Raw genomic sequence first — 21530 nt, 5'->3', positions numbered from 1 at the left:
CGTCGACGTTCGTCTCTGGCTGTCGACAAAGTGTCGATTGATGGCGACATACTAGCCGACATGATGGCAACACCAAATCACGCTTCCCGCCAAAAGACGGGATCATTCGCGAAATCAGCAGTTTGGCCCCTGGACGGCGCCGCTCTGGCTCTCACCGTCGGAGGCGAAACATGGCCCCGGTGAAGACCGTCTGCGTCTATTGCGGCTCCGGTTTCGGCGGTGATCCGGCCTTCGCCGAAGCTGCGGCGACGCTTGGCCGCGCCCTGGCGGAGGCCGGCATCGGCCTCGTCTACGGCGGCGGCAATGTCGGGCTGATGGGCACCGTGGCGCAGGCGGTGCTCGATGCCGGCGGCCACGTCACCGGCATCATCCCCGACTTCCTGAAATCGCGCGAAAGGATGCTCGACGAGATCCAGGAGACCATCGTCGTCGGCGACATGCATACCCGCAAGCGGCTGATGTTCGAACGCTCGGACGCGTTCGTGGCCCTGCCCGGCGGCATCGGCACCCTGGAGGAGCTGGTGGAACAGCTCACCTGGGCGCAGCTCGGCCAGCACAAGAAGCCGATCCTGCTGCTTTCGGTCTCCGATTTCTGGACGCCGCTGCTGACCCTCCTCGACCACATGCGCGACCAGGGCTTCATCCGCGAGGGTCTCGACCTGAACTATCTCGTGGCGAAGGATGCGGGCGAGGTCGTCGGATTGCTGCAGGACGAATCGACGGAGACCTCTCCGGAAGCCGAAGCGTTCGTGGCCGAGCGGCTCTGACCGCACGGCAGCGAACGCCTGGGGCCTCGTCCCGCATCCGCCTTTCGGATCGGGGCTCTAATCCTTGGCGGTTTCGCGCAACATCGCCTGCCGCAGGATCGCGTTGAGCTTGGTCTGATAGCCGCGACCGCCGGCCTTCAGCCAAGCCAGGACATCAGCGTCGATCCGCGTCGTGAGCTGTGCCTTCACCGGTCGGTAAAACGGGTTGCGGACGGCGCTCGCGAAGAAGTCCTCCGTGAGCGGCGGGATATCCGACCGGTCGATGTCGTCGTCCGGTACGGCGGCCAGCGCTTTGAGCTCAGCCCTCTCCGCGGCGGTGAGAGCCGGCGGATGGTCGGGATCGAGTGCATATCCGACGTGATCGTTCCTGTTCATAGAACCTCCGTTCCCGTCGATCCGCCGCCCGAGCCGAAATGATCCGGATCGTCCCCGACCCGTCCTCCTCGTTCGTGACGGTGTGTGCGACCGCCGGAACCAGCAATCCGTCGACGAGACCGACGATCAACCAGCGGAGCTCGCCACCTTCGACCCGGTCCTGCTCCATGAGCGCGTATGGGTCGGCGAAAACGCGCGTCGCGACGGCGAAGGTGACGCGGTGCTTTCTGAGATTGCTCGCGGCTTTGAGCGGATCCCAGCTGAAACGCAGCATCGTCGCCTCGATGTAACGACGCTATTGTAGTGACACGATGCGACACGTCCATGCGGCGCAGACTTCGCCGGACGGGGACAGGCGGCCCGGACCGGCAAGGTCCGTGCCGCCCGTCGCCGATCGGGCCGAGCGCCTATCGCGTCGAGGGCAGGAGCCAGTTCGGCAGCCACATGGCGATGCCGGGGACGAGGCAGAGGATCAGGATCGCCACCGCCATCAGGATCACGAAGGGCAGCGTGCCCCAGATGATGTCCTTGAGCGGAATGTCGGGGGCGATGTTCTTGATGACGAAGATGTTGAGGCCCACCGGCGGGTGGATCAGGCCCATCTCCATGGTGATGGTCATCACGACGCCGAACCAGACGAGGTCGAACCCGGCGGCCTTGAGCGGCGGCAGGATGATCGGCGCCGTCATCAGGATGATCGAGACCGGCGGCAGGAAGAAGCCGAGCAGGATCACGAGACCGAGGATCGTCACCAGCAGCACCCAGGGCGAGAGCTGCATCGCCACGATGGCCGAGGCCGCCGATTGCGAGATGTGCAGGTAGCTCATCACGTAGGCGTAGAGCAGCGACATGCCGATGATCAGCATCAGCATGGTCGATTCGCGCAGGGTCGCGGCGAGGATCGGGTTCACGTCCTTCGGGCGCCAGACGCCGTAGATGATCGCGATGAGGCCCAGCGCCAGGAGGCCTCCGAGGCCGGCCGTCTCGGACGGCGTGGCGTAGCCGCCATAGAGCGCCACCATCACGCCGGTGAGCAGGATCACGAAGGGCAGCACCCGCGGCAGCGTCGAGAAGCGCTGCCGCATGCTGTAGGTATCTTCGTGGAGGATGGCCGAGGTGGTGCCGTGGCGCTCGTAGGCGACCTTGGCGGCGGCGTATTCTGAGCGGAACCGGTAGACCGACCAGGCGGCGAACAGGCCGACCAGCAGCAAGCCCGGCCCGATACCGGCGAGGAACAGGCGCCCGAGCGACTGCTCTGCGGCCACCGCGTAGAGGATCATGGTGATCGAGGGCGGGAGCAGGATGCCGAGCGTGCCGCCCGCCGCGATGATGCCGGCGGCGAAGCCCGGCGAGTAGCCGCGCTTGCGCATCTCCGGAATGCCGGCAGAGCCGATGGCCGAGCAGGTGGCCGGGCTCGATCCCGCCATGGCGGCGAACAGCGCGCAGGCGAAGACGTTGGCGATGCCGAGGCCGCCGGGGATGCGGTGCATCCAGGCATGCATCGCCGAATAGAGGTCCTGACCCGCCTTGGACCGGCCGATCGCCGCGCCCTTCAGGATGAAGAGCGGAATCGACAGCAGGGTGATCGAGGCCATCTCCTCGTAGACGTTCTGCGCCACCGTATCGAGGGAGGCGCCGGGCATGAAGAAGAACATGAAGGCCAGGGCGACGAAGCCCAGGGCGAAGGCGATGGGGATGCCGGCGAGCATCGCGCTGAGCGTCGCGCCCGCGTAGAGGAAGCCGATGGCCGCGACGCTCATGGGTGTGTGCCCGTCTTCAGGGTGTTCTTGTTGAGATCGGCGCCGAGGCCGACCTTCGGGTTGGCCCAGCCGGCCGCGCGCGGTCCGTATGTCAGCGCCTCGACGATCTGCAGGAGGAATTGCAGGCCGAGGAAGCTCATGCCGATCGCCATGAGCGCGTAGGGAATCCACAGGGGCGGCCCCCAGGACGATTGCGAGACCTGGCCGTCGACCCAGGCTTCGTGCAGCAGGCTCCAGCTCTTCCAGGCGAAGAAGGTGACGAACACGATGCTGATGATGTCGGCCATCAGCAGGCGTGCGCGGTTCACACGGGGCGAGAGCAGGCCGCTCAGGGCCTCGATCGCCACGTGGCCGCGCTTGGCCTGCACGGCGGCGGCCGAGAAGAAGGTGGCGCCCACGATGAGGAACACCGCCATCTCGTCCTGCCAGTCGGTGGGCTCGTGCAGGGCGTAGCGCACGAGCACGCTGTAGCTCAGCACGAGGCAGGCGCAGACCAAGGCGATGCCGCCGAGCAGCATGATCACCCGGTTGATGGCCTTCATCCCCCGGTCGAGATGCCCGAGCATCCCGGGGATCCGGGGCTCGGACGTGGCCGTCGCGGTCTCTGAAGCGGCGGACGCCGCGTCGAAGGCGTGGCTCACGAGACCTGCTCCGCCAGCTTGAGGAGCTCCGCGCAGCTCGCCGACTTGCCGGCGAAGTCCTTCCAGGCGGTCTCGCGGGCGATGTCGCGCCACTGGCCCAGGGTCTTCTCGTCGAGGTTCTGAACCTTGGCCCCGGCCTTGGTGAAGATCTCCTCGACCTTGGTGTCGTCCGCCTTGGCGCCGGCCTGCCCGAAGGGCTCGAGTTCGGCGCCGATCGCCATGATCAGGTCCTGCTGGTCCTTGGGCAGGCGGTCGAAGGCGATCTTCGACATCATGATCGGCTCGAGCATGAACCAGTAGGAACGCTCGCGGCCCGAGGTCAGGGACTTGGCCAGTTCCTCCAGGCGGAACGAGATCAGGCTGGTGGACGAAGTGATGACCGCGTCGCAGGCGCCCGTCTGCATGGCGGCGTAGGACTCGCTCGAGGGAATCGACAGGGTGGCCGCGCCCGCCTGCTTCATCATCAGGTCCATCTCGCGCGATCCGCCCCGAACCTTCAGGCCCTTGGCGTCTTCCGGCGCATAGAGGGGACGCTCGCGGCTGGCGACGCCGCCCGATTGCCAGACCCAGGAGACGAGGACGATGCCCTTCGATTCGAGGATCTCGGTGATCTTCCGGCCGACCGGTGCCTTCTTCCAGGCGATGGCCTGCTCGTAGGAGCTCACCAGCGCCGGCATCAGGCCGATATTCATCTCCGCCACCTCGCCGCCGGCATAGGGGCTCGGATACAGGCTCATGTCGAGGGCGCCCTTCCGCATGGCGCCGAACTGGGCGTTCGTCTTCATCAGCGACGAGCCCGGATAGACCTGCACCTCCAGGGCGCCCTTCGAGCGCTCGGCCGCCAGGGCCGCGAATTTGCGGCACATGCGATCGCGGAAGTCGCCCTCGTCGATCGTGCCGCCGGGGAATTGGTGCGAGATCTTCAGCGTGGTCGCAGCATTCGCCCTCAGCCCCATGGCCAGGATGGCGGGGGCGGCGAGGCCGGATGCGACGAGGGCGCGGCGTGTCAACGTCATGGCGTCTCTCCCGGGCGAACCTTTGCGGTCTCGCCGTTTTGCGCTGCACCATTTATACTGCAACGCTAATTCTTTATACCAAAGAACTATGGCTTGTATATTTTGTCAACGGCATTGAATAATGGATCAAGCCGATTTTTTGACGAGCCGCAGGGATGACAGTGCCATGAGCCGTTCGCTCAGCCTCAGGCAGACGATCGAGACGGAGATCGTGGATGGCCGGCTGGCCATCGGCTCCCGCCTCGACGAGACCGACCTCGCCGAGCGCTTCGGCGTTTCGCGCACGCCGATCCGCGAGGCCCTGCTGCAGCTCGCCATGACCGGCCTCGTGGAGATCAAGCCGCGGCGCGGCGCCATCGTCAGCGCCCCCGATCCGCAGGTGCTCATCGCCATGTTCGAGACGATGGCCGAGCTCGAGGCGTCGTGCGGCCGGCTCGCCGCGCGCCGCCTGATCGTCGCCGACGAGGAGGCGATGAAACAGGCGCTCGCTGCCTGTGCCGCGGCCGCGGCGGACGACGATCCTGAGACCTACTACCAGGAGAACTACGTCTTCCACACGGTGATCTACCGCGCCTGCCGCAACGATTTCCTGTGCGAGCAGGCGCGGCTCCTGCACCGGCGCCTCACGCCGTTCCGGCGGATGCAGTTGCGGGCGCGGCATCGGCTGGGCCAGTCCCTGGCCGAGCACGAGGCCATCGTCGCCGCCATCATCGCCGGCGACGAGACCGCAGCGTCGGACAGGCTGCGCGCCCATGTCATCGTCCAGGGCGACAGGTTCTCCGATCTCGTCGCCAGTCTTCGCTCGATCAGCGACGCGGCGTGAGGCCCGCGCGTCGAGCGCGCCTGCCGGTCACGGAAACGACCCGGGAGATCGTGCGCGACATCAACCAGGCGCCTCGGGCACCGGCGACGTCACGGCCCCCATCGCCGACGTGGCGGGAGCGGCCGAGGAGATGGGCGAGCCGCATCGCAGGTCCCGGCCTCAGCCTCCGAGCTCTCGCGGGAATCGGACCATCTCAACGCGGAGATGGGACAGATACTCGCCACCATCCGCGCGGCCTGAGGCTCAGGGCCGTTGGAATGACAGCCGTCACCCAATGGAGAACGCTGCCGTCGAGAGCGAGCGAACGGCTCCCGGCGCCGATCAGGTATTCAGGCCGGCGCCGAAATTCTCGGCGATGACCGGGGTCTTCGACCGGATATGGGCGCGGATCAGCGCCGCCAGCGCCTCGCCGTCGCGGGCATGGAGAAGTTCGATCATCCGCTCGTGCTCGGACACGGCGCGGCTCCATTGTTCGGCGGTCTGGTGAACGGCATAGCGCGAGCGCTGGATGCGACCGGACAGGCTCGCGTAGATCGCGCCCAGCACGGAATTGCGGCTCGCCGCCATGATCGCCTCGTGGATCGCGCGGTTGAGCCGGAAATACGTGGCTTCCTCTCCGTCCTTCCAGGCCTTCACCATGCTGTGGTGATCCCGCTCGATGACGGCGATCTCCTCGTCGCTGATCGTGCGGCAGGCGAGATCGGCGGCGGTCGCCTCGAGACCGGCGATGACCTCGATCATCTCCTCGATCTCGGCCTGTGACAGGCTGGCGACCCGCGCGCCGCGGTTGGGCAGCAATTCGAGCAGACCTTCGGTGGCCAGGATCTTGATCGCCTCGCGCAGGGGCGTGCGCGAGATGCCGAACCGCTCGGTGAGTTCACTCTCGTTCACCCGTGCCCGCGGTTCGAGTTCACCGGACTGGATGAGATCCCTCATCCGATCCACGACCTCGTCATGGAGGTAGCGACGATTGATTCCGATCGTCGATTCCAGCTTTTCCATGGGTGCGTGGGTCTTGGTGTTGGAGGGCTAGACACTCCTCCAAACCTGTATGCTTCGGGCATCGGCCTGTCGAGGGAGCGCCCGAACAGTTGATCGAAGTTGCAAGTGCATAACTATTCTTCGCAGGTGCGAAGAGATGATCGTTCTCTCAATGCATTTCCTCGTGCCAGGTCCGGCCGTCCCGCTCGATCAGGGCGATGGCCGCCGTCGGCCCCCAGCTTCCCGCCGGGTAGGGGCGCGGCGGCTCCGGCCGGTCGGCCCAGGCCTTGAGCAGGGAATCGGCCCAGGCCCAGGCCACCTCGACCTCGTCGCGGCGCATGAACAGGGTGGCGTTGCCGCGCACCACATCCATCAGCAGGCGCTCGTAGGCGTCGGGATAGCGCTGCTTGAAGGTCTCTTCGAAGGAGATGTCGAGGTTGGTCGGGCGCAGGCGCATGCCGCCCGGGCCGGGATCCTTGGTCATCACCTCGAGCTTGATCCCCTCCTCCGGCTGCAACCGGATGACGAGGCGGTTGGGCTCGCGCCCGAACGACTCGGCGGGGAAGATCGAGAACGGCGAGGCGCGGAACTGCACCACGATCTCGGAGAGCTTCTGCGGCAGGCGCTTGCCGGTGCGGATGTAGAACGGCACGCCGGCCCAGCGCCAGGACTGCACTTCGAGCTTCAGGGCGACGAAGGTCTCTGTGCGGCTCGCCGTCTCGCCGCCGAGATCGGCGCGGTAGCCCTCCACCGGCCTGCCGTCGACGGCGCCGGCCGAATACTGGCCGCGGACGGTGACCGCCTGGACGTCGTTGGGGGTGATCGGCTTCAAGGCGCGCAGCACCTTCAGCTTCTCGTCGCGTACGGAATTGGCGTCGAGGGTGAGCGGGCTCTCCATCGCCATCAGGCAGAGGAGCTGGAGCAGGTGGTTCTGCACCATGTCGCGCAGGGCGCCCGACGTGTCGTAATAGCCGGCCCGACCCTCGACACCCACCGTCTCGCCCACGGTGATCTGGACGTGGTCGATCACGTCCGCCGTCCAAAGCCGCTCAAAAATGGTGTTGGCAAAGCGCAGGGCCAGGAGGTTCTGCACCGTCTCCTTGCCGAGGTAGTGGTCGATGCGGAAGATCTGCTCCTCGGGGAAGACCTCGCCGACGGCGTCGTTGATGGCGCGGGCGGATTTCAAATCCTTGCCGATGGGCTTCTCCAGCACCACGCGGGACTTCTCGCCGATGAGCCCATGGCTGGCGAGGTTGCGGCAGATCGAGCCGTAGAGGTCGGGCGAGGTCGCGAGGTAGTACGGGCGCACCTGATCCGGCCGCTCGGCGAGCCTGGCGGCGAGATCGTCCCAGCCGTCGTCGCCGGCCCCGTCCACCGCCACGTAGTCGAGATGGTCGAGGAAGGCGGCGAGCTTCTCCTCGTCGAGGTCGCGCGCCGGAACGAAGCGCTTGAGGGCGTCGCGCGCCCGTTCGCGAAACGCCTCGACGCTCATCTCGGAGCGGGACGCGCCGATGATGCGGCTGGTGCCGGGAATCTGGCCGTCCTTGAAGCGGTAATACAGCGCCGGCAGCAGCTTGCGCGTCGTCAGATCGCCGGTGGCACCGAACACGACGCAATCGAAAGAGGCAACTGGGATGATGGTGGCCAAAGGGCGGCTCCCGTTCTGATATCCCCGAGGACGGGGCTGTTGCCGTGGATCACCTGGGTGAGGACCGGCATCCGGCCCCCGCCATGCAAGGCATTCGCCAGGATGAAGACGAAGGATCGATGGCGAGGCTCGCGCAGAAGCTGCGGCAGGGCAACCGGCTCCCATGAAGGCGAAGCGCGCTCAGCTCATATGACGCTTGAATGCCTCGGCATAGTCCGGGTGCCAGCGCGAGAGCGCGGGCCGGTTCTCGATGACGTCGCCCGCTGCCCAGGCGATCCGCTTCTCGTCCTGCGCGCGGGTGGTCTCGTTGTCGGGGCAGAGGATGTAGAAGTCGCCCCGCCCCATCGCCTCGACCAGGAATTCCACCGTCTCCTCCGGCGTCCAGGCGCCGTCGGGCTTCTCGGCCACGCCGCGCGCCCTGGTGAGGCCGGTATAGACGAAACCGGGGATGAGGAGATGGGCGCTCACCCTGGCGCCGTCGCGGCCGCGCAGGTCGTGGGCCAGCGCCTCGGCGAGCACCTTCACCCCAGCCTTCGAGACGTTGTAGGGCGTGTTGCCCGGCGGCGTGGTGATCCCCTGTTTCGACCCGGTGACGACGATCGCGCCGGGCTCCCCCGCCTCGATCATCGCGGGTACGAAGGCCTGGATGCCGTTGACGACGCCCCAGAGGTTGGTGTCGAGGATGCGCCGCCAGGTCGCCTCGTCCGAGAACAACTTGCCGCCCGCCTCGATCCCGGCATTGAGCATGACGATGGCGGGTGCCGCGCCGGCGGCCTCGCGCAAGGCCTCCAGATCCTCGCGCCGGCCGACATCGGTGGGACGGGCCAGGATGTCGGCGCCCGTCGCCGCGATCTCCGCGCGCGCCGTCTCCAGCGCCTCGCCGGGCAGGTCGGCCAGGACGACCCGCATGCCGGCCGAAGCGAAGCGCCTGGCCGCGGCGAGCCCGATGCCGCTCGCGGCCCCCGTCACGACGGCGGTAGCGCCCGGCCGGATCGCGGGATGATGGATCATGGTCGCGTCTCCCCTCACGTTTCGCGTCCGGCGGGAGGTAGGGCGCCGCGCCCGGTTTTGTCAGGGCCTCGCATCGGCGACGGGGAGGGACTTGGTAACCATCCCACCCGCATGATCCGGCGACATCTGATTACGAGGCCTGCTTGTGTCGTCGCGTCGCGTCGCGTTCCCCTCGATCCTGCGTGCCGGCCTGTCGCCGCTCGCCCTGATTCTGTGCCTCGCCGGGGCGCGGGCCGAACCGGCGCCGCCTCCGGCCAGCCCCGAACCACCGCCGGCCGCCAAGCCGGCGGCACCTGCGCCGAAGGCCGAGGCGCCGGCAAGTACCGGTGCGCCGGCCGCCCTTCCCGTCGCCCAGGGGGCCGAGCCGGCACCGGCGGCACCGAAGAAATCGCGCGAACTGCCGCCCTTAGTGGTGGCGCGGGTGTCGGACGATCCGGTCCCGACCCTCGCGCCCTCGACCTTCCTCGATACGTTCCGCATGGCCGAGCGCTACCAGGGCATCGTCGATGCCGGCGGCTGGGGCACGCTGCCAGCCGATCTGACGATCAAGCCCGGTGCCCGCGACCCCAACATCCCGGCACTTCGCCGGCACCTCGTCCTCACCGGCGACCTGCCGGCCGGCGTACCGAGTTCGGATCAGCTCGATCCCGTTCTCGTTTCCGCGGTAAAGGCGTTCCAGGCCCGCCACGGATTGCCCGAGACCGGCCTCGTCGGCCGCCAGACCGTGGCCGCGCTCAACGTGCCGGCGGCCACGCGGCAGCGCCAGCTCTCGGCCTCGGCGACCCGGCAGATCGGCTCGAACTTTCCTTACGGTGATCGCTACGTGGTGGTGAACATCCCCTCCGCCACTGTGGAGGCGGTGGAGCGCGGCGTCGTGGTGCGCCGCTACGTGGCCGTGGTCGGCAAACCCGACAAGGCGACGCCACGGATCGAGGCGCGGATCACCGACGTGAACCTCAACCCGACCTGGACCCTGCCGGTCTCGATCATCAAAAAGGAGATCATCCCGAAGATGCGCAAGGATCCGGGCTACCTCGCCCGCGAGCGCATCCGCATCCTCGGCCCCGGCGGCGTCGAGGTCGATCCGACGACGATCGACTGGGCCGGCGAGAAGGCGGCCAATTACACGCTGCGCCAGGATTCCGGCCTCGACAACTCCCTCGGCCAGGTCCGCATCGACATGCCGAACAAGCAGGCCGTCTACATGCACGACACCCCGTCGAAATCGCTCTTCGCCCGCGAAGTGCGGTTCCATTCGCATGGCTGCGTGCGGGTGGCGCAGGTGAAGGAACTCGCCGGCTGGCTGCTCGAAGGCACGCCCGGCCCGAACGGCGCCGGCTCGACCTGGGGACCGATCGAGATCGAGACCAGCATCGCCACCAACGAACGCGTCGACATCAAGCTGCCGAAGCAGATCCCGGTGACCTTTGTCTATCTCACCGGCTACGCCACCCCGGACGGACGGGCGCATTTCCGCGACGACATCTACGGGATCGACAGCCCCCCGGTGGGAGCGCCGGCTCCGGTCCCCGATGTGGTGACGACGGGCTCGGTGACACCGAAGCGCCCTGCCCCGGCCGCTCCCGCGAAGGCGGCGCGATCCGCGCCGGTGCCGCAGAGGACCGCAGAGAGCGGAATGATGCCGCCCGGTCTCGTTCCCGGCAAGGCGGGGCGGCCGGCGATCGACTGACCGGCCGGCCCGGGTCAGCCGCGCTGCAGCAGTTCGATACGGACTCCGTCCGGCCCGTCGAGAAAGGCGGTGCGCAATCCGGGACGCACGTCCGTGATGTCGAAGACGAAGCCGATCCCGCGCTTTTTCAGGTCGGCGACCGCGCCCTCGATGTCGTCCACTGCCAGACCGATATGTTCGATGCCCCGGTTCGGAGGCTTGGCCGCAGGGCCCGCCTCGGGCGCCTGCTCGATGAAGAGGGTGAGCCCGCCGAGGTCGAGGACGACGCGCGTCACGGACTCACCGCCTTCGCGGGCGACTTCGCGCGCCCCGAAGGTCTCGACGTAGAACAGCCCGGCCTTCACCGCATCGAGGCTGCGCAGGTGGAGGTGTTCGAAGCGGAAGGTCATCGCCGTCCCCGTCAGCAATCGCGAGCAGCCGATCGCGGCCCGATCGCCCCGGAAGGGACCGGGCCGCGATCAACCTGAGTCTTACGAATCGAGGCCGGCATCCTCGTCGATGTCCACCAGGAACACGATGTCCGCATCGTCCTCCTCGTCCTCGTCCTCGTCGGGCTCCTCGGCGCTCTTGGCGTGGCGCATGTCGGGCTCGAACGGGGCGTCCTCCTCCGAATCGTCCTCTGCCAGCGCGTCCTCGAAGATCTCGATCTCGTCCTCGGTGGCCGGGCGGATCTTGAGTTCGGAGGTGCCGTTCCACAGCACCTTGCCGTCGCTCTTCATCGCCTGGATGTCTTCCTTGAAGCCGTCGCAGGTGAACAGGTCGCGAGCCGTCTCTTCGGTCCCGTTGATGACCGCGATGGCCACGCCATCGATATCGAGTGTGAACATCGCACAATCCTCATTCTGGGCGCGCCGGAGGGCGGCCGCGTCGGCGAGGGAATCGTCAGCCCGACCGCCGCTCGTGTAGGGGCGAACGCACGCGAGGCCAAGGGCCGTCGCGAGGCATTCAGGGCTTATCCGCGAGCCATATCGGTGAGCCTCGTCGGCGAGCCGTGCCAGAGTCCCAGCCCGACGGTCAGGCCCCGCCGGCCGCACGTCCGATCGCGCGCTTCACCACGCCCTGCACGTCCGGATTGGACAGGAACAGGTCGTGGTTGATGAGCCCGCCGCCGTAATCGGAGGCGTCGGCGACGCGCACGCCGAGCGCTTCCAGCCGTTCGCGGTCGGCCGCCCCCGCACGGACGACGCCGCCGGCGATGGCGCCCGAAAGTTCCAGCGCCCGGTCGTTGGTGGAGGAAATCACCGTGATCTTCGACACGTCCGGCCCCATCCGCTCCACCGCACCGGTGAAGAGATCGATGTCGATGTCGGGAGCGGCGAGCACGATGGCGCCGATGCGCGACATCGCCGCCTCGCCGGCCTCGGCGCGCAGCATGCGGATTGTCTCGAGGGTCAGCAGCGTCCCCATGGAATGGGCGACGATGTTGATGCGCCCGCCGGAGGGCGAGCTCGCCAGCGCCTTGAGGAGATCCTCGAACGCGTCACGCGACCACAGAGCGCTCTCGCGGTCGTAGCCATAATCGAAGGTGGCGGCGGCCGAGGGCCAGGTGAACAGGGCCGAGGCCCCACGGAAATGGATGCCGTCGGAGAGCCTGGCCGCGCTCACCGCCGCCGAAGCGAAGCTCTCGCGGTAGCCGTGGACGTAGATCAGCACGTCACGCCCGAAGGCGGCCTGGGTGAAAGCCGCGGCGGCGCCCGCCCCCGTCTCCACCTGCGGCACGGCCGCCACCGCCCAATCCCCGCTGACCACGGAGGAGACCTTGCCGATGAGCGAACGGTCGGGCGCCGAGAGGCGCACCTCGGCGAAACTCAGGCCGCGTCCGCGCTCGGAGCTGAAATACGGGCTCTTGGGCGGGCTGCCCACGGGCTTGCGCGTGGTCGCCACCAGCAGGATCGGGCTGACGTCGAGATTCGATTGCCGCTCCGGACCGGTGCCGCCGGTGACGAGGCCGTCCGTGACACAGCCGGCGAGCCCCGGCGTCACGCTGGCGACGCCCATGAGCGCGGCGGCGCGGATCAGCGAGCGGCGGGTCGGCGCTGTCGTCCCGGTCATGGTGTTTCGGATCATGGCGTATCGGCGGCCTCATGATGGCCCGGCGCTTCGAGCGCCCGGCCCCTCGTCCTACCCTGTCGCCGACGATCGTGACCATGGCAGGGCGCGGGCGTGGCGGGAGGCGATGTGAATAGCGGGCAGAGGCCGGCCTGTGGCCCAGGGGGTACAGGGGCGCAGACGCCAAACGCGCGCACCCTCTCGACGAAACCGGGCCGGCCCGGCATGAAGGGGCTCATGGCAACACCCCCCTCCCTCGATCTCGACTCCCTGCGCGAGCGCCTGCTCGCGGGCGACCGCGCAGCCCTGGCGCGGGCGATCACCCTCGCGGAATCGAAACGGGCCGATCATCGCGCGGCGGCGCGCGACCTCATCGATGCGGTGCTGCCGCAGACCGGCACGGCGATCCGCGTCGGCATCACCGGCGTGCCGGGTGTCGGCAAGTCCACCACCATCGACAATCTCGGAGCCAATCTCACCGCCGCCGGCCACAAGGTGGCGGTGCTGGCGGTGGACCCGTCCTCCAGCCGTACCGGCGGCTCGATCCTCGGCGACAAGACCCGGATGGCGCAGCTGGCGCTCGATCCCAACGCCTTCATCCGCCCATCCCCCTCGTCGGGAACCCTCGGGGGCGTGGCGGCCAAGACCCGCGAGACCATGCTGCTCTGCGAGGCGGCGGGGTTCGACGTGATCCTGGTGGAGACGGTGGGCGTCGGCCAGTCGGAGACGGCGGTGGCCGACCTCACCGACTTCTTCCTGGTGCTGATGCTGCCCGGCGCCGGCGACGAGCTGCAGGGCATCAAGAAGGGCATCCTCGAACTCGCCGACATGATCGCTGTCAACAAGGCCGACGATGGCGAGGGCGAGCGCCGGGCCAATGCCGCTGCCGGCGAGTACCGCGCCGCGCTCCATATCCTCAGCGCCCCGAGTTCGAGCTGGACGCCGCCGGTGGTGACGATCTCCGGGCTGAACAACAAGCGTCTCGACGCGCTATGGGAAAAGGTGGTCGACCACCGCAACAAGCTCACCGCCACGGGCGAAATCGCCAAGAAGCGCCGGGCGCAGGACGTGAAGTGGATGTGGGCCCTCGTCCACGAGCGCCTGCACCAGCGCCTCGTCGGCTCGCCCGAGGTGCGCAAGCAGACGGCGGAGGCGGAAGCCGGCGTCGCGCGCGGCGAATCCTCCCCGGCAGCCGGCGCGGAGGCCATCGCGACGCTGATCGGGCTGTGACGCGGGGGCATCTCCTCGTCACCGGCTTCGGCCCCTTTCCGGGAATGCCGCGCAACCCGAGCGAGACCCTCGCCCGACAAGTCGGGAGGATCGGCCGGCACGGCATCGCGGGGTTCCCATTGCGCACGCTGATCCTGCCCACCGCCTATGCGGCGATCCCCGAAATGCTGAAGCCGGCCCTCGCCGAGAGGCCGGCGGCCGTGCTGATGATCGGCGTCGCCGGCCGCGCCAAGCGGGTCCGCGTCGAAGCCCGCGCCGTCAACCGGACGAGCCGGCTGTTTCCCGACGCATCGGGGCGAATGCCGGCGAAGCTCCGCCTCGACCGGGACGGGCCGGCGCAGCGCAGGGCGACGATCGCGGACCGCGCCCTCGTCGCCCTGCGGCGCCACGGGGTCGCCGCGATCCCGTCCGCGAATGCCGGGCGCTATCTCTGCAATGCCAGCTATTTTCGCGCGCTGGCGGAAACCTGCCCGGTCCTGTTCCTGCACATTCCCCCGGCGAAGCCCGGCTGGCGACGAAGGATTGGGCCGGCCCTGAAGCAGCGCGATCCCTCCGCTACGCTGCCGCGGGCGGTGACTGGAGTGGGACGCCTGATGCTCGTGGCCGCCCGGCGCCGGAACCCCGCGTAACCCGCGCCGCCAACAAAAACGCCGCGCCATGGTGCCCTTCGGCCACTTCGCACGTTCTGTGACCATCGGATGCGGGCGCCGCCTTGGAAGCGCCGATCGCGCGTCATCGATTTTCAAGGAGCAGACCAATGGTTGATACGGATCGAGTCGTCGGAGCGGCCAAGGACCTCGGCGGCCGCGCACAGAGCGCCATCGGCGATGCCGTCGGATCGTCGCGTTCGTCGGCGGAAGGCCGCTACCGCGAGGCCGAAGGGCGCGCCCAGGAAGTCTACGGCCAGGCCAAGGACACCCTGCGCGACGTCGCCGACAACGTCTCGGATTATGCCGGCGACGCCTATGACCGCGGCGGCTCCTATGTCCGCGACGGCGCCCGCGCGGTGGAGAGCCGCGTCGAGGAGAACCCGCTCATCGCCTTGGTGATCGCTGGCGCCGTCGGCTACGGCCTCGCCCTGCTGCTGCACGGCCGCCGCTGAGCCGGCACTCCGCTCCCAACGAGCCCGTCCCGTCATCCCGACGGGGCGGGCTTTTTGTTGCCCGCCTACTGCGCCGTCCAGCCACCATCCATGGGGATGTTCGCCCCGGTGATCTGGCTGGCGGCGTCCGAGCACAGGAACACGGCAAGCGCCGCCACCTGCGCCACGGTGACGAATTCCTTGGTCGGCTGGGCGGCCAGCAGCACGTCGTTCATGACCTGCTCCTTTGTCATGCCCCGCGCCTTCATCGTGTCGGGAATCTGCGCCTCGACCAGCGGCGTCCAGACGTAGCCCGGCGAGATGCAGTTCACGGTGATGCCGTGGGTGGCGAGTTCGAGGGCCGCGGTCTTGGTGAGGCCGGCGATGCCGTGCTTGGCCGAGACGTAGGCGGATTTGAACGGCGAGGCGACCAGCGAATGCGCCGAGGCGGTGTTGATGATCCGGCCCCATTTGCGGCTCTTCATGCCGGGGATGGCGTAGCGCATGGTGTAGAAGGCCGAGGACAGGTTGAGGGCGATGATCTGCTCCCACTTCTCCGGCGGGAAATCCTCGATCGGCGAGACGTACTGGACGCCGGCATTGTTCACGAGCACGTCGACGGAGCCGAAGGTCTCCTCGCCCAGCCGGATCAGCCCCTCGATCTCGCCGGGCTTGGTGAGGTCGGCCGGGGAATAGGCGGCCTTCACGCCGAATTCCGCCTCGATCCCGGCGCGCTCCTTCTCGATGTCCTCCGGCTTGCCGAAACCGTTGATGACGACGTTGGCGCCCTCCTTGGCGAAGGCGCGGGCATAGGCGAGGCCGATGCCGCTGGTGGACCCCGTGACGATGGCGGTCTTGGAAGTCAGGCTCATGGAAATCTCCGTCCGTGTCGGCGCGTTCAGGCGAGATAGTCGTGCAGCACCTGCCCGTACGGCAAGGTGAAGTCCACGATCATGTGCCGGCCGCCGACGATGCGCTTCACCGGCAGGTCGGCGACGCGACAGTTCACGTGCGGGATCAAGTCAAGGCGGGCCTCGCCGTCCCAGGCACCGTGGACGGTGATGTCCTCCAGGCGATAGCCGACGAGCTGGGCCACCTTCGGGGCGCCGGTGACGTCGGGAAGGAGCTTGAGGTTCACGTTGAGCCGGCCGAGCCCGGCCTTCACTGCGTCGAGCTCGTTCTCCAGGCTCTTGTGCTTGTAGGTCATGGTGCCCATCGCCACCCGCTCCTCGTCGTAATGGAGCGTGCCGGTGAGGGTGTCCTTCGTGATCTTGAGGCGGGGAACGCCCCATTTCTTCGGGAATCCCCAGATCTCGCGGCCGGCCGTGATCGGCGGCTCGTCGTCGAGATACATCTGGATCGAGAAATTGCATGCCTCGCCGTTATAGGTGGCGACGGCACCCGACCCGCTCTCCTCGTAATCGCCGAAACCGGAGGAATCCGGCATCTTCATCCACTCGTAATAGACGAGGTTCTCGGGATGCGGCTCCAGGGGTTCCGGCAGCGCCCGGCGCAGGGCCTCGGCGTCGGTCTCGTAGGTGACGATGAGATATTCGCGCCTGAGGAAGCGATACGGCCCGCGCGGATAGCTCGGGCTGAAGGCGGGCATCGAGGGAACGTGCAGGATCTCGTCGCGGGTCATGGCGTGGGGCTCCCGGGTAGGGGGTCAGGGCGGCGTCAGTCGCGGGCGTCCCGCGTCAGGTCGAACACGGCGACGCCGGTCTCGTCCTGCACCCGCTCCCGCCAGGCCGGCGCGCGCAGGGACCGGCGCAGATCACCGGCGCCCGCCGCCCAATGTTCGAGCATGGTGGCGCGGGAAAACTCGTAATCCTTCGAGTTCCCCTCATAGGCCTTCCGGCGGTAAATCAGCTGCATCACCGTGGTGAAGTTGGCATGGGTGACCTGGCGCAGGTAGGTGACGTCCTCGTCGCTCATCAGCTCCGGCGGCAGCTTCTCGGCCAGGCGCCGGAACGCGGCCTTGGCCTTGCGCGATTCGAGGTTCATGTCGGTGTTGAGCCGCGTCCGGCTCGAGAAGCGGATGTCCTTCTCGCGCTCGGCCGATTCGATCAGGTTGCGCGGCATCGGCCCGCGCGCGGCGAACAGGTCGACCTGGTAGATCACGAGGTCGCGGCTGCGCTCCTCGTCGAGGATGTATTGCAGCGGCGTGTTCGAGACGATGCCGCCGTCCCAATACTGCTCGCCGTCGATCGTCACCGGCGGGAAGCCGGGCGGCAGGGCGCCCGAGGCCATGATGTGCTCGGGCGTGATCCGGTCGCAGCGATTGTCGAAATAGACGAAGTTGCCGGTGCGCACGTTGACCGCGCCGATGCTGAGCCGGGTCCGTCCCTCGTTGACGAGGTCGAAATCCACCAGCCGCTCCAGCGTCGCCTTCAGCGGAGCGGTATCGTAGTAGCTCAGCGCCTCCGGTGCGCCGGGCGGGTAGAAGGTCGCCGGAGGGAAGCGCGGGGAGAAGAAGCCGGGCACGCCGAAGGTGGCGATCCAGTTGGCGCTGGCCTCGTTGAAGGCCGCCCGCGCCTGTTCGCCGGGGAACCAGGGCGAGCCCATCACACCCGAGGAGACCTGCTCCCAGAATGCCCGCATCCGCTCCACCCGACGCTCGGGCGGGTTGCCGGCGATGAGGGCGGCGTTGATCGCGCCGATGGAGATGCCGGCCACCCAGTCGATCGCGATGCCCTCGATGGACAGCGTCTCGTAGATGCCGGCCTGATACGAACCGAGCGCTCCGCCGCCCTGGAGCACGAGAACGTGGGATTCGCCGCTGGGAAACGCAGTCACGGGCGCGGACCTCTTCGAAGCGTCTCGCGACGCCCTGCACGAGCAGACAGGGTGGGCGTGCAACGATGACGCCACCATGACCCAGGGCCAAGCTCATGGCTATCGCCGCGGGAGGCGAAGGCGGGCTCGGCAGTCCGAAATGGTTGACAGGCGATGCTCCTTCGCCAACACCCCCGGCCATAGTCGCGGCTTTCCCCGCCCGCACAGGACGCCTGCCGTCGCCGTCGTACCCGACACGGCCTCCCGGCGCGCCCATGGCGACGAACAAGGATCTCTGACCGATGTCGGTGACGCGCTCCTATCTCGATTTCGAGAAGCCGGTGGCCGAGCTCGAATCCAAACTGGAGGAGCTGAGGACCATGGCCGCCCGCGACGGCGCGGTCTCCATCAGCGAGGAGGTCGGCCGGCTCGAGGCCAAGGCGGCCTCCGCCCTCTCCGACATCTACGCCACCCTGACGCCCTGGCAGAAGACACAGGTGGCGCGCCATCCGCAGCGCCCGCACTTCATCGATTATTGCGCCGGGCTCATCACCGAGTTCACGCCGCTGGCGGGCGACCGCGCCTTCGGCGAGGACGAGGCCATCGTCGCCGGGTTCGGCCGTTTCGAGGGGCGCGCCGTCTGCGTGCTCGGCCAGGAGAAGGGCTCCACGACCGAGAGCCGGCTGCGCCACAATTTCGGGATGGCCAAGCCGGAGGGCTACCGCAAGGCGGTGCGGCTGATGGAGATGGCCGACCGATTCGGCCTGCCCGTCCTCGCCTTCGTCGATACGGCCGGTGCCTTCCCGGGCATCGAGGCGGAGGAACGCGGCCAGGCCGAGGCCATCGCCCGTTCCACCGAGGCCTGCCTCGCGCTGGGCGTTCCCAACGTCGCCGTGGTCATCGGCGAGGGCGGCTCGGGCGGCGCCATCGCGCTCGCCACCGCCAACCGGGTGCTCATGCTGGAACACGCGATCTACGGCGTGATCTCGCCGGAGGGCGCGGCCTCGATCCTCTGGCGCGACCAGGGCCGCGCCGCGGATGCCGCCACCGCCATGAAGATCACGGCGCAGGACCTCCTCCGCCTCGGGATCATCGACGGCATCATCCCGGAAGCCACCGGCGGCGCCCATCGCGGCCGCGAGGCGGCGATCGCCAATACGGGCAAGGCGGTGTCGAGGGCGCTCTCGGAATTCGACGGACTGAGCCCCGACGAGATCCGCGACCGCCGCGCCGCGAAGTTCCTCGACATCGGCCGCCGGCTGTAGCCCATAGGCTTCCTGCGTCGTTTTGGCGCATTACGACAAGGGAACCGATGAGGGGTTTGTTAAAGTCCTCATTTGGCTCGCGATCATCGAGTTCGCTCCGCCGCCGCGCACCACGACGGGGGCCGGTACCGCACTTGAAATACCAGCGGAATCAAGCCGATCCCAGCGCTCACGGGCATCTCACCACGAAGGACCGATCCTCACTTTGCGGCAACTTGGTGCCCGTGGTGTGTGAGCCACCGAAATCCACACCCTGCACGTCCGGCCATTTGCGTCTTCTTGCGGTAACAACCGGGTAAGTTTAACGACGCTAATGGGTTGGGGAGTGGCGTTCGACGGGCGAGATCCCGCGGACGCATGAATGAGGACGGGGTTCCCCATGGCTTTGCGCCCGCTGGCTTTACGCTTGGCTATGGCTGCCGGTTTCGCTGCGCTCGCCGTTTCCCTCACCGCTTGCCAGGATGGCTCGATGGGCGGCGGCGTCCCGCTGCGCGCTCTCACGCCCGTTCCCGCCAAGACCCTGGCGCTGATGGCCCAGAAGGGCATGTCCACCAACGATCCGATCCTGATCCGCGCCTATAAGAAGGAAGCGGAGATGGAGGTGTGGAAGCGCGGTACGAACGGTCAGTACGCGCTGCTCAAGACCTTCCCGATCTGCCGCTGGTCGGGCCAGCTCGGCCCCAAGACCAAGCAGGGCGACCGGCAGGCTCCCGAGGGCTTCTACACGGTCACGCCGGGGCAGATGAACCCGAACTCGTCCTACTACCTCTCGTTCGATACCGGCTACCCGAACACCTACGATCGGGCCAACGGCCGGACCGGCAATTACATCATGGTTCACGGCACCTGCTCGTCGTCGGGCTGTTTCGCCATGACCGACGAATCCATGGGCGAGCTCTACGCCCTGGCGCGCGATTCCTTCGCCGGCGGCCAGCGCGCGTTCCAGTTCCAGTCCTATCCGTTCCGGATGACGGCACAGAACTTCGCCAAGTACCGCAACGACCCGAACGCGCCGTTCTGGAAGAACCTGAAGGAGGGCTCGGATTATTTCGAAGCCCTGCGCGACGAGCCGCGGGTGAACGTCTGCGGCACGCGCTACGTCTTCGGCGGACAGGACGTGGCGGCGGGGTCGTGCTCGCCGAAGGTCGACACGCTGGTGGCCGAGAAGCGCGCCCACGACAATCAGCAGATCGCCGAACTGATCGCCAAGGGTACCCCCGCGACCCGGGTGGTCTACGACGATGGCGGCCAGAACCCGGTGTTCCGGCCGCAGGCTCCGCCCTCGACCCTGGCCTTCGCCAACCTGACGAAGAAGGACGAACCCGAGGGCCCCTACGACCCGAAGGACTATGCGCGCCACCATCTCGGCGAGGTGAGCCGGCCCGAGAGCCTGGCTGCCGGAGAGCGCGAGATCGAGGTGGACGCCAAGGGTCGCCCGGTCATGATCGCCGCCGCCGAGGCCCCGATCCCGACGAAGGCCGCAGCGGCGGCCCTCAAGGCGAGTTCCGACAAGACCAAGCCCGGAAGCGTGGTGGCGAAGAAGGATGCGGCGCCCGAGCCGCAGAAGCCGGCACGGGTCATGGTCGCCGATGCCGACGCCGATTCGCCTTCCTACACGAAGGTCCTCGGCAGCCTCTTCACCCCCAAGACCTCACCCACGCCAGCGACGCCTTCGGCCGACGCCGCCACCATCCCGGCCGCCGTCGCGGCGGAAACGGTCCAGCCGGCGCAGAAGCCGGGCAAGCCCGTCCATACCGCCCATATCCCGAGCGCTCATGTTCTGAACGCGCCGTCGGTCACGGGCGCCGTCGGGCCGAAGGCCACGACGGTCGCCGAACCGGCCAAGGCCGGCAAGGCCCCGGGCAATGCCACCTCGCCGGCATCCAAGACGGCATCCACCAAGGCGGCTCCCTCGAAGGAGGCGGCGGCGAAGGACGCAGCGCCGAAAGCCATGACGGCAGCGCCGAAACTCTGAGCGCCCGCCCTCTTTCGATCCGCGACGTAAAAAGGGCCCCGATGGGGCCCTTTTCTCATTCAGACGACATCCAGGATCGCGGCAGCGATCACATGCGGTTCATACGACGATGCATCATCCGATGACGCATGTGGTTGCGGTGCATGCGCATGTGGTGCTTGCGATGCATGCGACGGTGCATCATGCGGCGCTCGGCATGGTGCATGCGGACGGGGGTAACGGTCTCGGAGGAGGTCACGCCCATCGGCGCACCGGGGGCTGCCGAAGCGCTCGTCGCGAGGCCGGCGGCACCGAGGCTTCCGACCATGGCGAGGGCGAAGATCAATTTTCTCATCGGGCGTTTCCGTTCTCTTTTTCCCGAGCGCGACGCTCGGAATAATCCCCCCCGCTGATGCCGGAGAGATGATTGCCGCACGTCGAGACGTGGGGGGGGGCCCGGGGGG

General features: G+C 68.0%; 23 protein-coding genes. 8 read left to right on the top strand and 15 right to left on the bottom strand.

Features of this window, described 5'->3' with window-relative positions:
- Positions 1-170 precede the first annotated feature (170 nt).
- Positions 171-767 carry an LOG family protein gene (locus tag ACFQ4G_RS00435; protein ID WP_238207849.1) on the top strand — a complete coding sequence of 199 codons (597 nt, stop codon included), beginning with the start codon at positions 171-173 and terminating at the stop codon, positions 765-767.
- 57 nt (positions 768-824) lie between these two features.
- Here the strand turns inward: ACFQ4G_RS00435 and ACFQ4G_RS00430 are convergent, their stop codons facing one another.
- From ACFQ4G_RS00430 to dctP, 5 genes are all read right to left on the bottom strand, one after another.
- Positions 825-1142 (bottom strand): BrnA antitoxin family protein, encoded by a 318-nt coding sequence (locus ACFQ4G_RS00430; RefSeq protein WP_238207850.1) that lies wholly within the window; start codon positions 1140-1142, stop codon positions 825-827.
- On the bottom strand, positions 1066-1416 hold the full coding sequence (locus ACFQ4G_RS00425) for a BrnT family toxin (protein ID WP_238207851.1): 351 nt from the start codon (positions 1414-1416) through the stop codon (positions 1066-1068). Before ACFQ4G_RS00425 ends, ACFQ4G_RS00430 begins: the two co-directional genes overlap by 77 nt.
- A gap of 133 nt (positions 1417-1549) precedes the next feature.
- Positions 1550-2902 (bottom strand): TRAP transporter large permease, encoded by a 1353-nt coding sequence (locus ACFQ4G_RS00420; protein ID WP_238207852.1) that lies wholly within the window; start codon positions 2900-2902, stop codon positions 1550-1552.
- Complete coding sequence (locus ACFQ4G_RS00415) at positions 2899-3543, bottom strand: TRAP transporter small permease (protein WP_238207855.1); 645 nt, start codon at positions 3541-3543, stop codon at positions 2899-2901. Before ACFQ4G_RS00415 ends, ACFQ4G_RS00420 begins: the two co-directional genes overlap by 4 nt.
- A complete protein-coding gene (gene dctP, locus ACFQ4G_RS00410) occupies positions 3540-4559 on the bottom strand; it encodes a TRAP transporter substrate-binding protein DctP (protein WP_238207857.1) in 1020 nt (339 codons plus the stop codon). Before dctP ends, ACFQ4G_RS00415 begins: the two co-directional genes overlap by 4 nt.
- A gap of 166 nt (positions 4560-4725) precedes the next feature.
- Here dctP and ACFQ4G_RS00405 point away from each other — a divergent pair, with 166 nt between their 5' ends.
- Positions 4726-5382 (top strand): GntR family transcriptional regulator, encoded by a 657-nt coding sequence (locus tag ACFQ4G_RS00405; RefSeq protein ID WP_238207859.1) that lies wholly within the window; start codon positions 4726-4728, stop codon positions 5380-5382.
- 321 nt (positions 5383-5703) lie between these two features.
- Here the strand turns inward: ACFQ4G_RS00405 and ACFQ4G_RS00400 are convergent, their stop codons facing one another.
- From ACFQ4G_RS00400 to ACFQ4G_RS00390, 3 genes are all read right to left on the bottom strand, one after another.
- Complete coding sequence (locus ACFQ4G_RS00400; RefSeq protein ID WP_238207861.1) at positions 5704-6384, bottom strand: GntR family transcriptional regulator; 681 nt, start codon at positions 6382-6384, stop codon at positions 5704-5706.
- Positions 6385-6532: 148 nt separating this feature from the next.
- Positions 6533-8011 carry a glucose-6-phosphate dehydrogenase gene (gene zwf / locus ACFQ4G_RS00395; protein ID WP_238207863.1) on the bottom strand — a complete coding sequence of 493 codons (1479 nt, stop codon included), beginning with the start codon at positions 8009-8011 and terminating at the stop codon, positions 6533-6535.
- Positions 8012-8191: 180 nt separating this feature from the next.
- Complete coding sequence (locus ACFQ4G_RS00390; protein WP_238207866.1) at positions 8192-9022, bottom strand: SDR family NAD(P)-dependent oxidoreductase; 831 nt, start codon at positions 9020-9022, stop codon at positions 8192-8194.
- Between the two features lie 145 nt (positions 9023-9167).
- Here ACFQ4G_RS00390 and ACFQ4G_RS00385 point away from each other — a divergent pair, with 145 nt between their 5' ends.
- Positions 9168-10712, top strand: a complete 1545-nt coding sequence (locus tag ACFQ4G_RS00385) for a L,D-transpeptidase family protein (protein ID WP_238207868.1) — start codon at positions 9168-9170, stop codon at positions 10710-10712.
- Positions 10713-10726: 14 nt separating this feature from the next.
- Here the strand turns inward: ACFQ4G_RS00385 and ACFQ4G_RS00380 are convergent, their stop codons facing one another.
- From ACFQ4G_RS00380 to ACFQ4G_RS00370, 3 genes are all read right to left on the bottom strand, one after another.
- Positions 10727-11101 (bottom strand): VOC family protein, encoded by a 375-nt coding sequence (locus ACFQ4G_RS00380; RefSeq protein WP_238207870.1) that lies wholly within the window; start codon positions 11099-11101, stop codon positions 10727-10729.
- Between the two features lie 81 nt (positions 11102-11182).
- On the bottom strand, positions 11183-11539 hold the full coding sequence (locus ACFQ4G_RS00375; protein WP_238207872.1) for a hypothetical protein: 357 nt from the start codon (positions 11537-11539) through the stop codon (positions 11183-11185).
- 187 nt (positions 11540-11726) lie between these two features.
- The gene (locus ACFQ4G_RS00370) at positions 11727-12764 is read right to left on the bottom strand and encodes an alpha/beta hydrolase (protein WP_238207874.1); all 1038 of its coding nucleotides are present in this window, start codon (positions 12762-12764) and stop codon (positions 11727-11729) included.
- Between the two features lie 222 nt (positions 12765-12986).
- Between ACFQ4G_RS00370 and meaB the strand changes: the two genes are divergently transcribed.
- The 3 genes from meaB (at position 12987) to ACFQ4G_RS00355 (ending at position 15093) form a co-directional block, all read left to right on the top strand.
- Positions 12987-13991 (top strand): methylmalonyl Co-A mutase-associated GTPase MeaB, encoded by a 1005-nt coding sequence (gene meaB / locus ACFQ4G_RS00365; protein ID WP_238207876.1) that lies wholly within the window; start codon positions 12987-12989, stop codon positions 13989-13991.
- A complete protein-coding gene (locus ACFQ4G_RS00360; RefSeq protein ID WP_238207878.1) occupies positions 13988-14620 on the top strand; it encodes a pyroglutamyl-peptidase I family protein in 633 nt (210 codons plus the stop codon). The genes meaB and ACFQ4G_RS00360 overlap by 4 nt, the downstream gene beginning before the upstream one ends.
- Before the next feature lie 128 nt (positions 14621-14748).
- Positions 14749-15093 (top strand): CsbD family protein, encoded by a 345-nt coding sequence (locus ACFQ4G_RS00355; RefSeq protein ID WP_238207880.1) that lies wholly within the window; start codon positions 14749-14751, stop codon positions 15091-15093.
- A 65-nt stretch (positions 15094-15158) separates the two neighbouring features.
- Here the strand turns inward: ACFQ4G_RS00355 and ACFQ4G_RS00350 are convergent, their stop codons facing one another.
- From ACFQ4G_RS00350 to ACFQ4G_RS00340, 3 genes are read right to left on the bottom strand one after another with little or no spacing between them, the layout of a single operon-like run.
- Positions 15159-15944 carry a 3-hydroxybutyrate dehydrogenase gene (locus ACFQ4G_RS00350; RefSeq protein ID WP_238207882.1) on the bottom strand — a complete coding sequence of 262 codons (786 nt, stop codon included), beginning with the start codon at positions 15942-15944 and terminating at the stop codon, positions 15159-15161.
- Between the two features lie 26 nt (positions 15945-15970).
- Complete coding sequence (locus tag ACFQ4G_RS00345) at positions 15971-16714, bottom strand: acetoacetate decarboxylase (protein WP_238207884.1); 744 nt, start codon at positions 16712-16714, stop codon at positions 15971-15973.
- Between the two features lie 35 nt (positions 16715-16749).
- Positions 16750-17868: a patatin-like phospholipase family protein gene (locus ACFQ4G_RS00340; protein WP_238207886.1), complete on the bottom strand. Its 1119-nt coding sequence runs from the start codon at positions 17866-17868 to the stop codon at positions 16750-16752.
- Positions 17869-18149: 281 nt separating this feature from the next.
- Between ACFQ4G_RS00340 and ACFQ4G_RS00335 the strand changes: the two genes are divergently transcribed.
- Together ACFQ4G_RS00335 and ACFQ4G_RS00330 are read left to right on the top strand one after the other, a co-directional pair.
- On the top strand, positions 18150-19112 hold the full coding sequence (locus tag ACFQ4G_RS00335; protein WP_238207888.1) for an acetyl-CoA carboxylase carboxyltransferase subunit alpha: 963 nt from the start codon (positions 18150-18152) through the stop codon (positions 19110-19112).
- A gap of 394 nt (positions 19113-19506) precedes the next feature.
- On the top strand, positions 19507-21087 hold the full coding sequence (locus tag ACFQ4G_RS00330; protein ID WP_379039541.1) for a L,D-transpeptidase family protein: 1581 nt from the start codon (positions 19507-19509) through the stop codon (positions 21085-21087).
- An 88-nt stretch (positions 21088-21175) separates the two neighbouring features.
- Here the strand turns inward: ACFQ4G_RS00330 and ACFQ4G_RS00325 are convergent, their stop codons facing one another.
- The gene (locus ACFQ4G_RS00325) at positions 21176-21421 is read right to left on the bottom strand and encodes a hypothetical protein (RefSeq protein WP_238207889.1); all 246 of its coding nucleotides are present in this window, start codon (positions 21419-21421) and stop codon (positions 21176-21178) included.
- Positions 21422-21530: the final 109 nt, after the last annotated feature.

The organism is Methylobacterium marchantiae (assembly GCF_042679825.1).
Classification (GTDB): Bacteria; Pseudomonadota; Alphaproteobacteria; order Rhizobiales; family Beijerinckiaceae; genus Methylobacterium; species Methylobacterium marchantiae.
The sequence above is the reverse complement of the archived record's forward strand: the minus strand, read 5'-3'. Positions and strand labels throughout refer to the sequence as shown.

Excerpts from the sequence above, each read along its gene's own strand:
- ACFQ4G_RS00430 (WP_238207850.1), bottom strand. The coding sequence starts at position 1,142 with ATGAACAGGAACGATCACGTCGGATATGCACTCGATCCCGACCATCCG.
- ACFQ4G_RS00355 (WP_238207880.1), top strand. The coding sequence starts at position 14,749 with ATGGTTGATACGGATCGAGTCGTCGGAGCGGCCAAGGACCTCGGCGGC.
- ACFQ4G_RS00405 (WP_238207859.1), top strand. The coding sequence starts at position 4,726 with ATGAGCCGTTCGCTCAGCCTCAGGCAGACGATCGAGACGGAGATCGTG.
- ACFQ4G_RS00390 (WP_238207866.1), bottom strand. The coding sequence starts at position 9,022 with ATGATCCATCATCCCGCGATCCGGCCGGGCGCTACCGCCGTCGTGACG.
- ACFQ4G_RS00335 (WP_238207888.1), top strand. The coding sequence starts at position 18,150 with ATGTCGGTGACGCGCTCCTATCTCGATTTCGAGAAGCCGGTGGCCGAG.
- dctP (WP_238207857.1), bottom strand. The coding sequence starts at position 4,559 with ATGACGTTGACACGCCGCGCCCTCGTCGCATCCGGCCTCGCCGCCCCC.
- ACFQ4G_RS00435 (WP_238207849.1), top strand. The coding sequence starts at position 171 with ATGGCCCCGGTGAAGACCGTCTGCGTCTATTGCGGCTCCGGTTTCGGC.
- ACFQ4G_RS00425 (WP_238207851.1), bottom strand. The coding sequence starts at position 1,416 with ATGCTGCGTTTCAGCTGGGATCCGCTCAAAGCCGCGAGCAATCTCAGA.
- ACFQ4G_RS00325 (WP_238207889.1), bottom strand. The coding sequence starts at position 21,421 with ATGAGAAAATTGATCTTCGCCCTCGCCATGGTCGGAAGCCTCGGTGCC.
- ACFQ4G_RS00370 (WP_238207874.1), bottom strand. The coding sequence starts at position 12,764 with ATGACCGGGACGACAGCGCCGACCCGCCGCTCGCTGATCCGCGCCGCC.
- ACFQ4G_RS00380 (WP_238207870.1), bottom strand. The coding sequence starts at position 11,101 with ATGACCTTCCGCTTCGAACACCTCCACCTGCGCAGCCTCGATGCGGTG.
- ACFQ4G_RS00420 (WP_238207852.1), bottom strand. The coding sequence starts at position 2,902 with ATGAGCGTCGCGGCCATCGGCTTCCTCTACGCGGGCGCGACGCTCAGC.
- meaB (WP_238207876.1), top strand. The coding sequence starts at position 12,987 with ATGAAGGGGCTCATGGCAACACCCCCCTCCCTCGATCTCGACTCCCTG.
- ACFQ4G_RS00345 (WP_238207884.1), bottom strand. The coding sequence starts at position 16,714 with ATGACCCGCGACGAGATCCTGCACGTTCCCTCGATGCCCGCCTTCAGC.
- ACFQ4G_RS00400 (WP_238207861.1), bottom strand. The coding sequence starts at position 6,384 with ATGGAAAAGCTGGAATCGACGATCGGAATCAATCGTCGCTACCTCCAT.
- ACFQ4G_RS00375 (WP_238207872.1), bottom strand. The coding sequence starts at position 11,539 with ATGTTCACACTCGATATCGATGGCGTGGCCATCGCGGTCATCAACGGG.
- ACFQ4G_RS00350 (WP_238207882.1), bottom strand. The coding sequence starts at position 15,944 with ATGAGCCTGACTTCCAAGACCGCCATCGTCACGGGGTCCACCAGCGGC.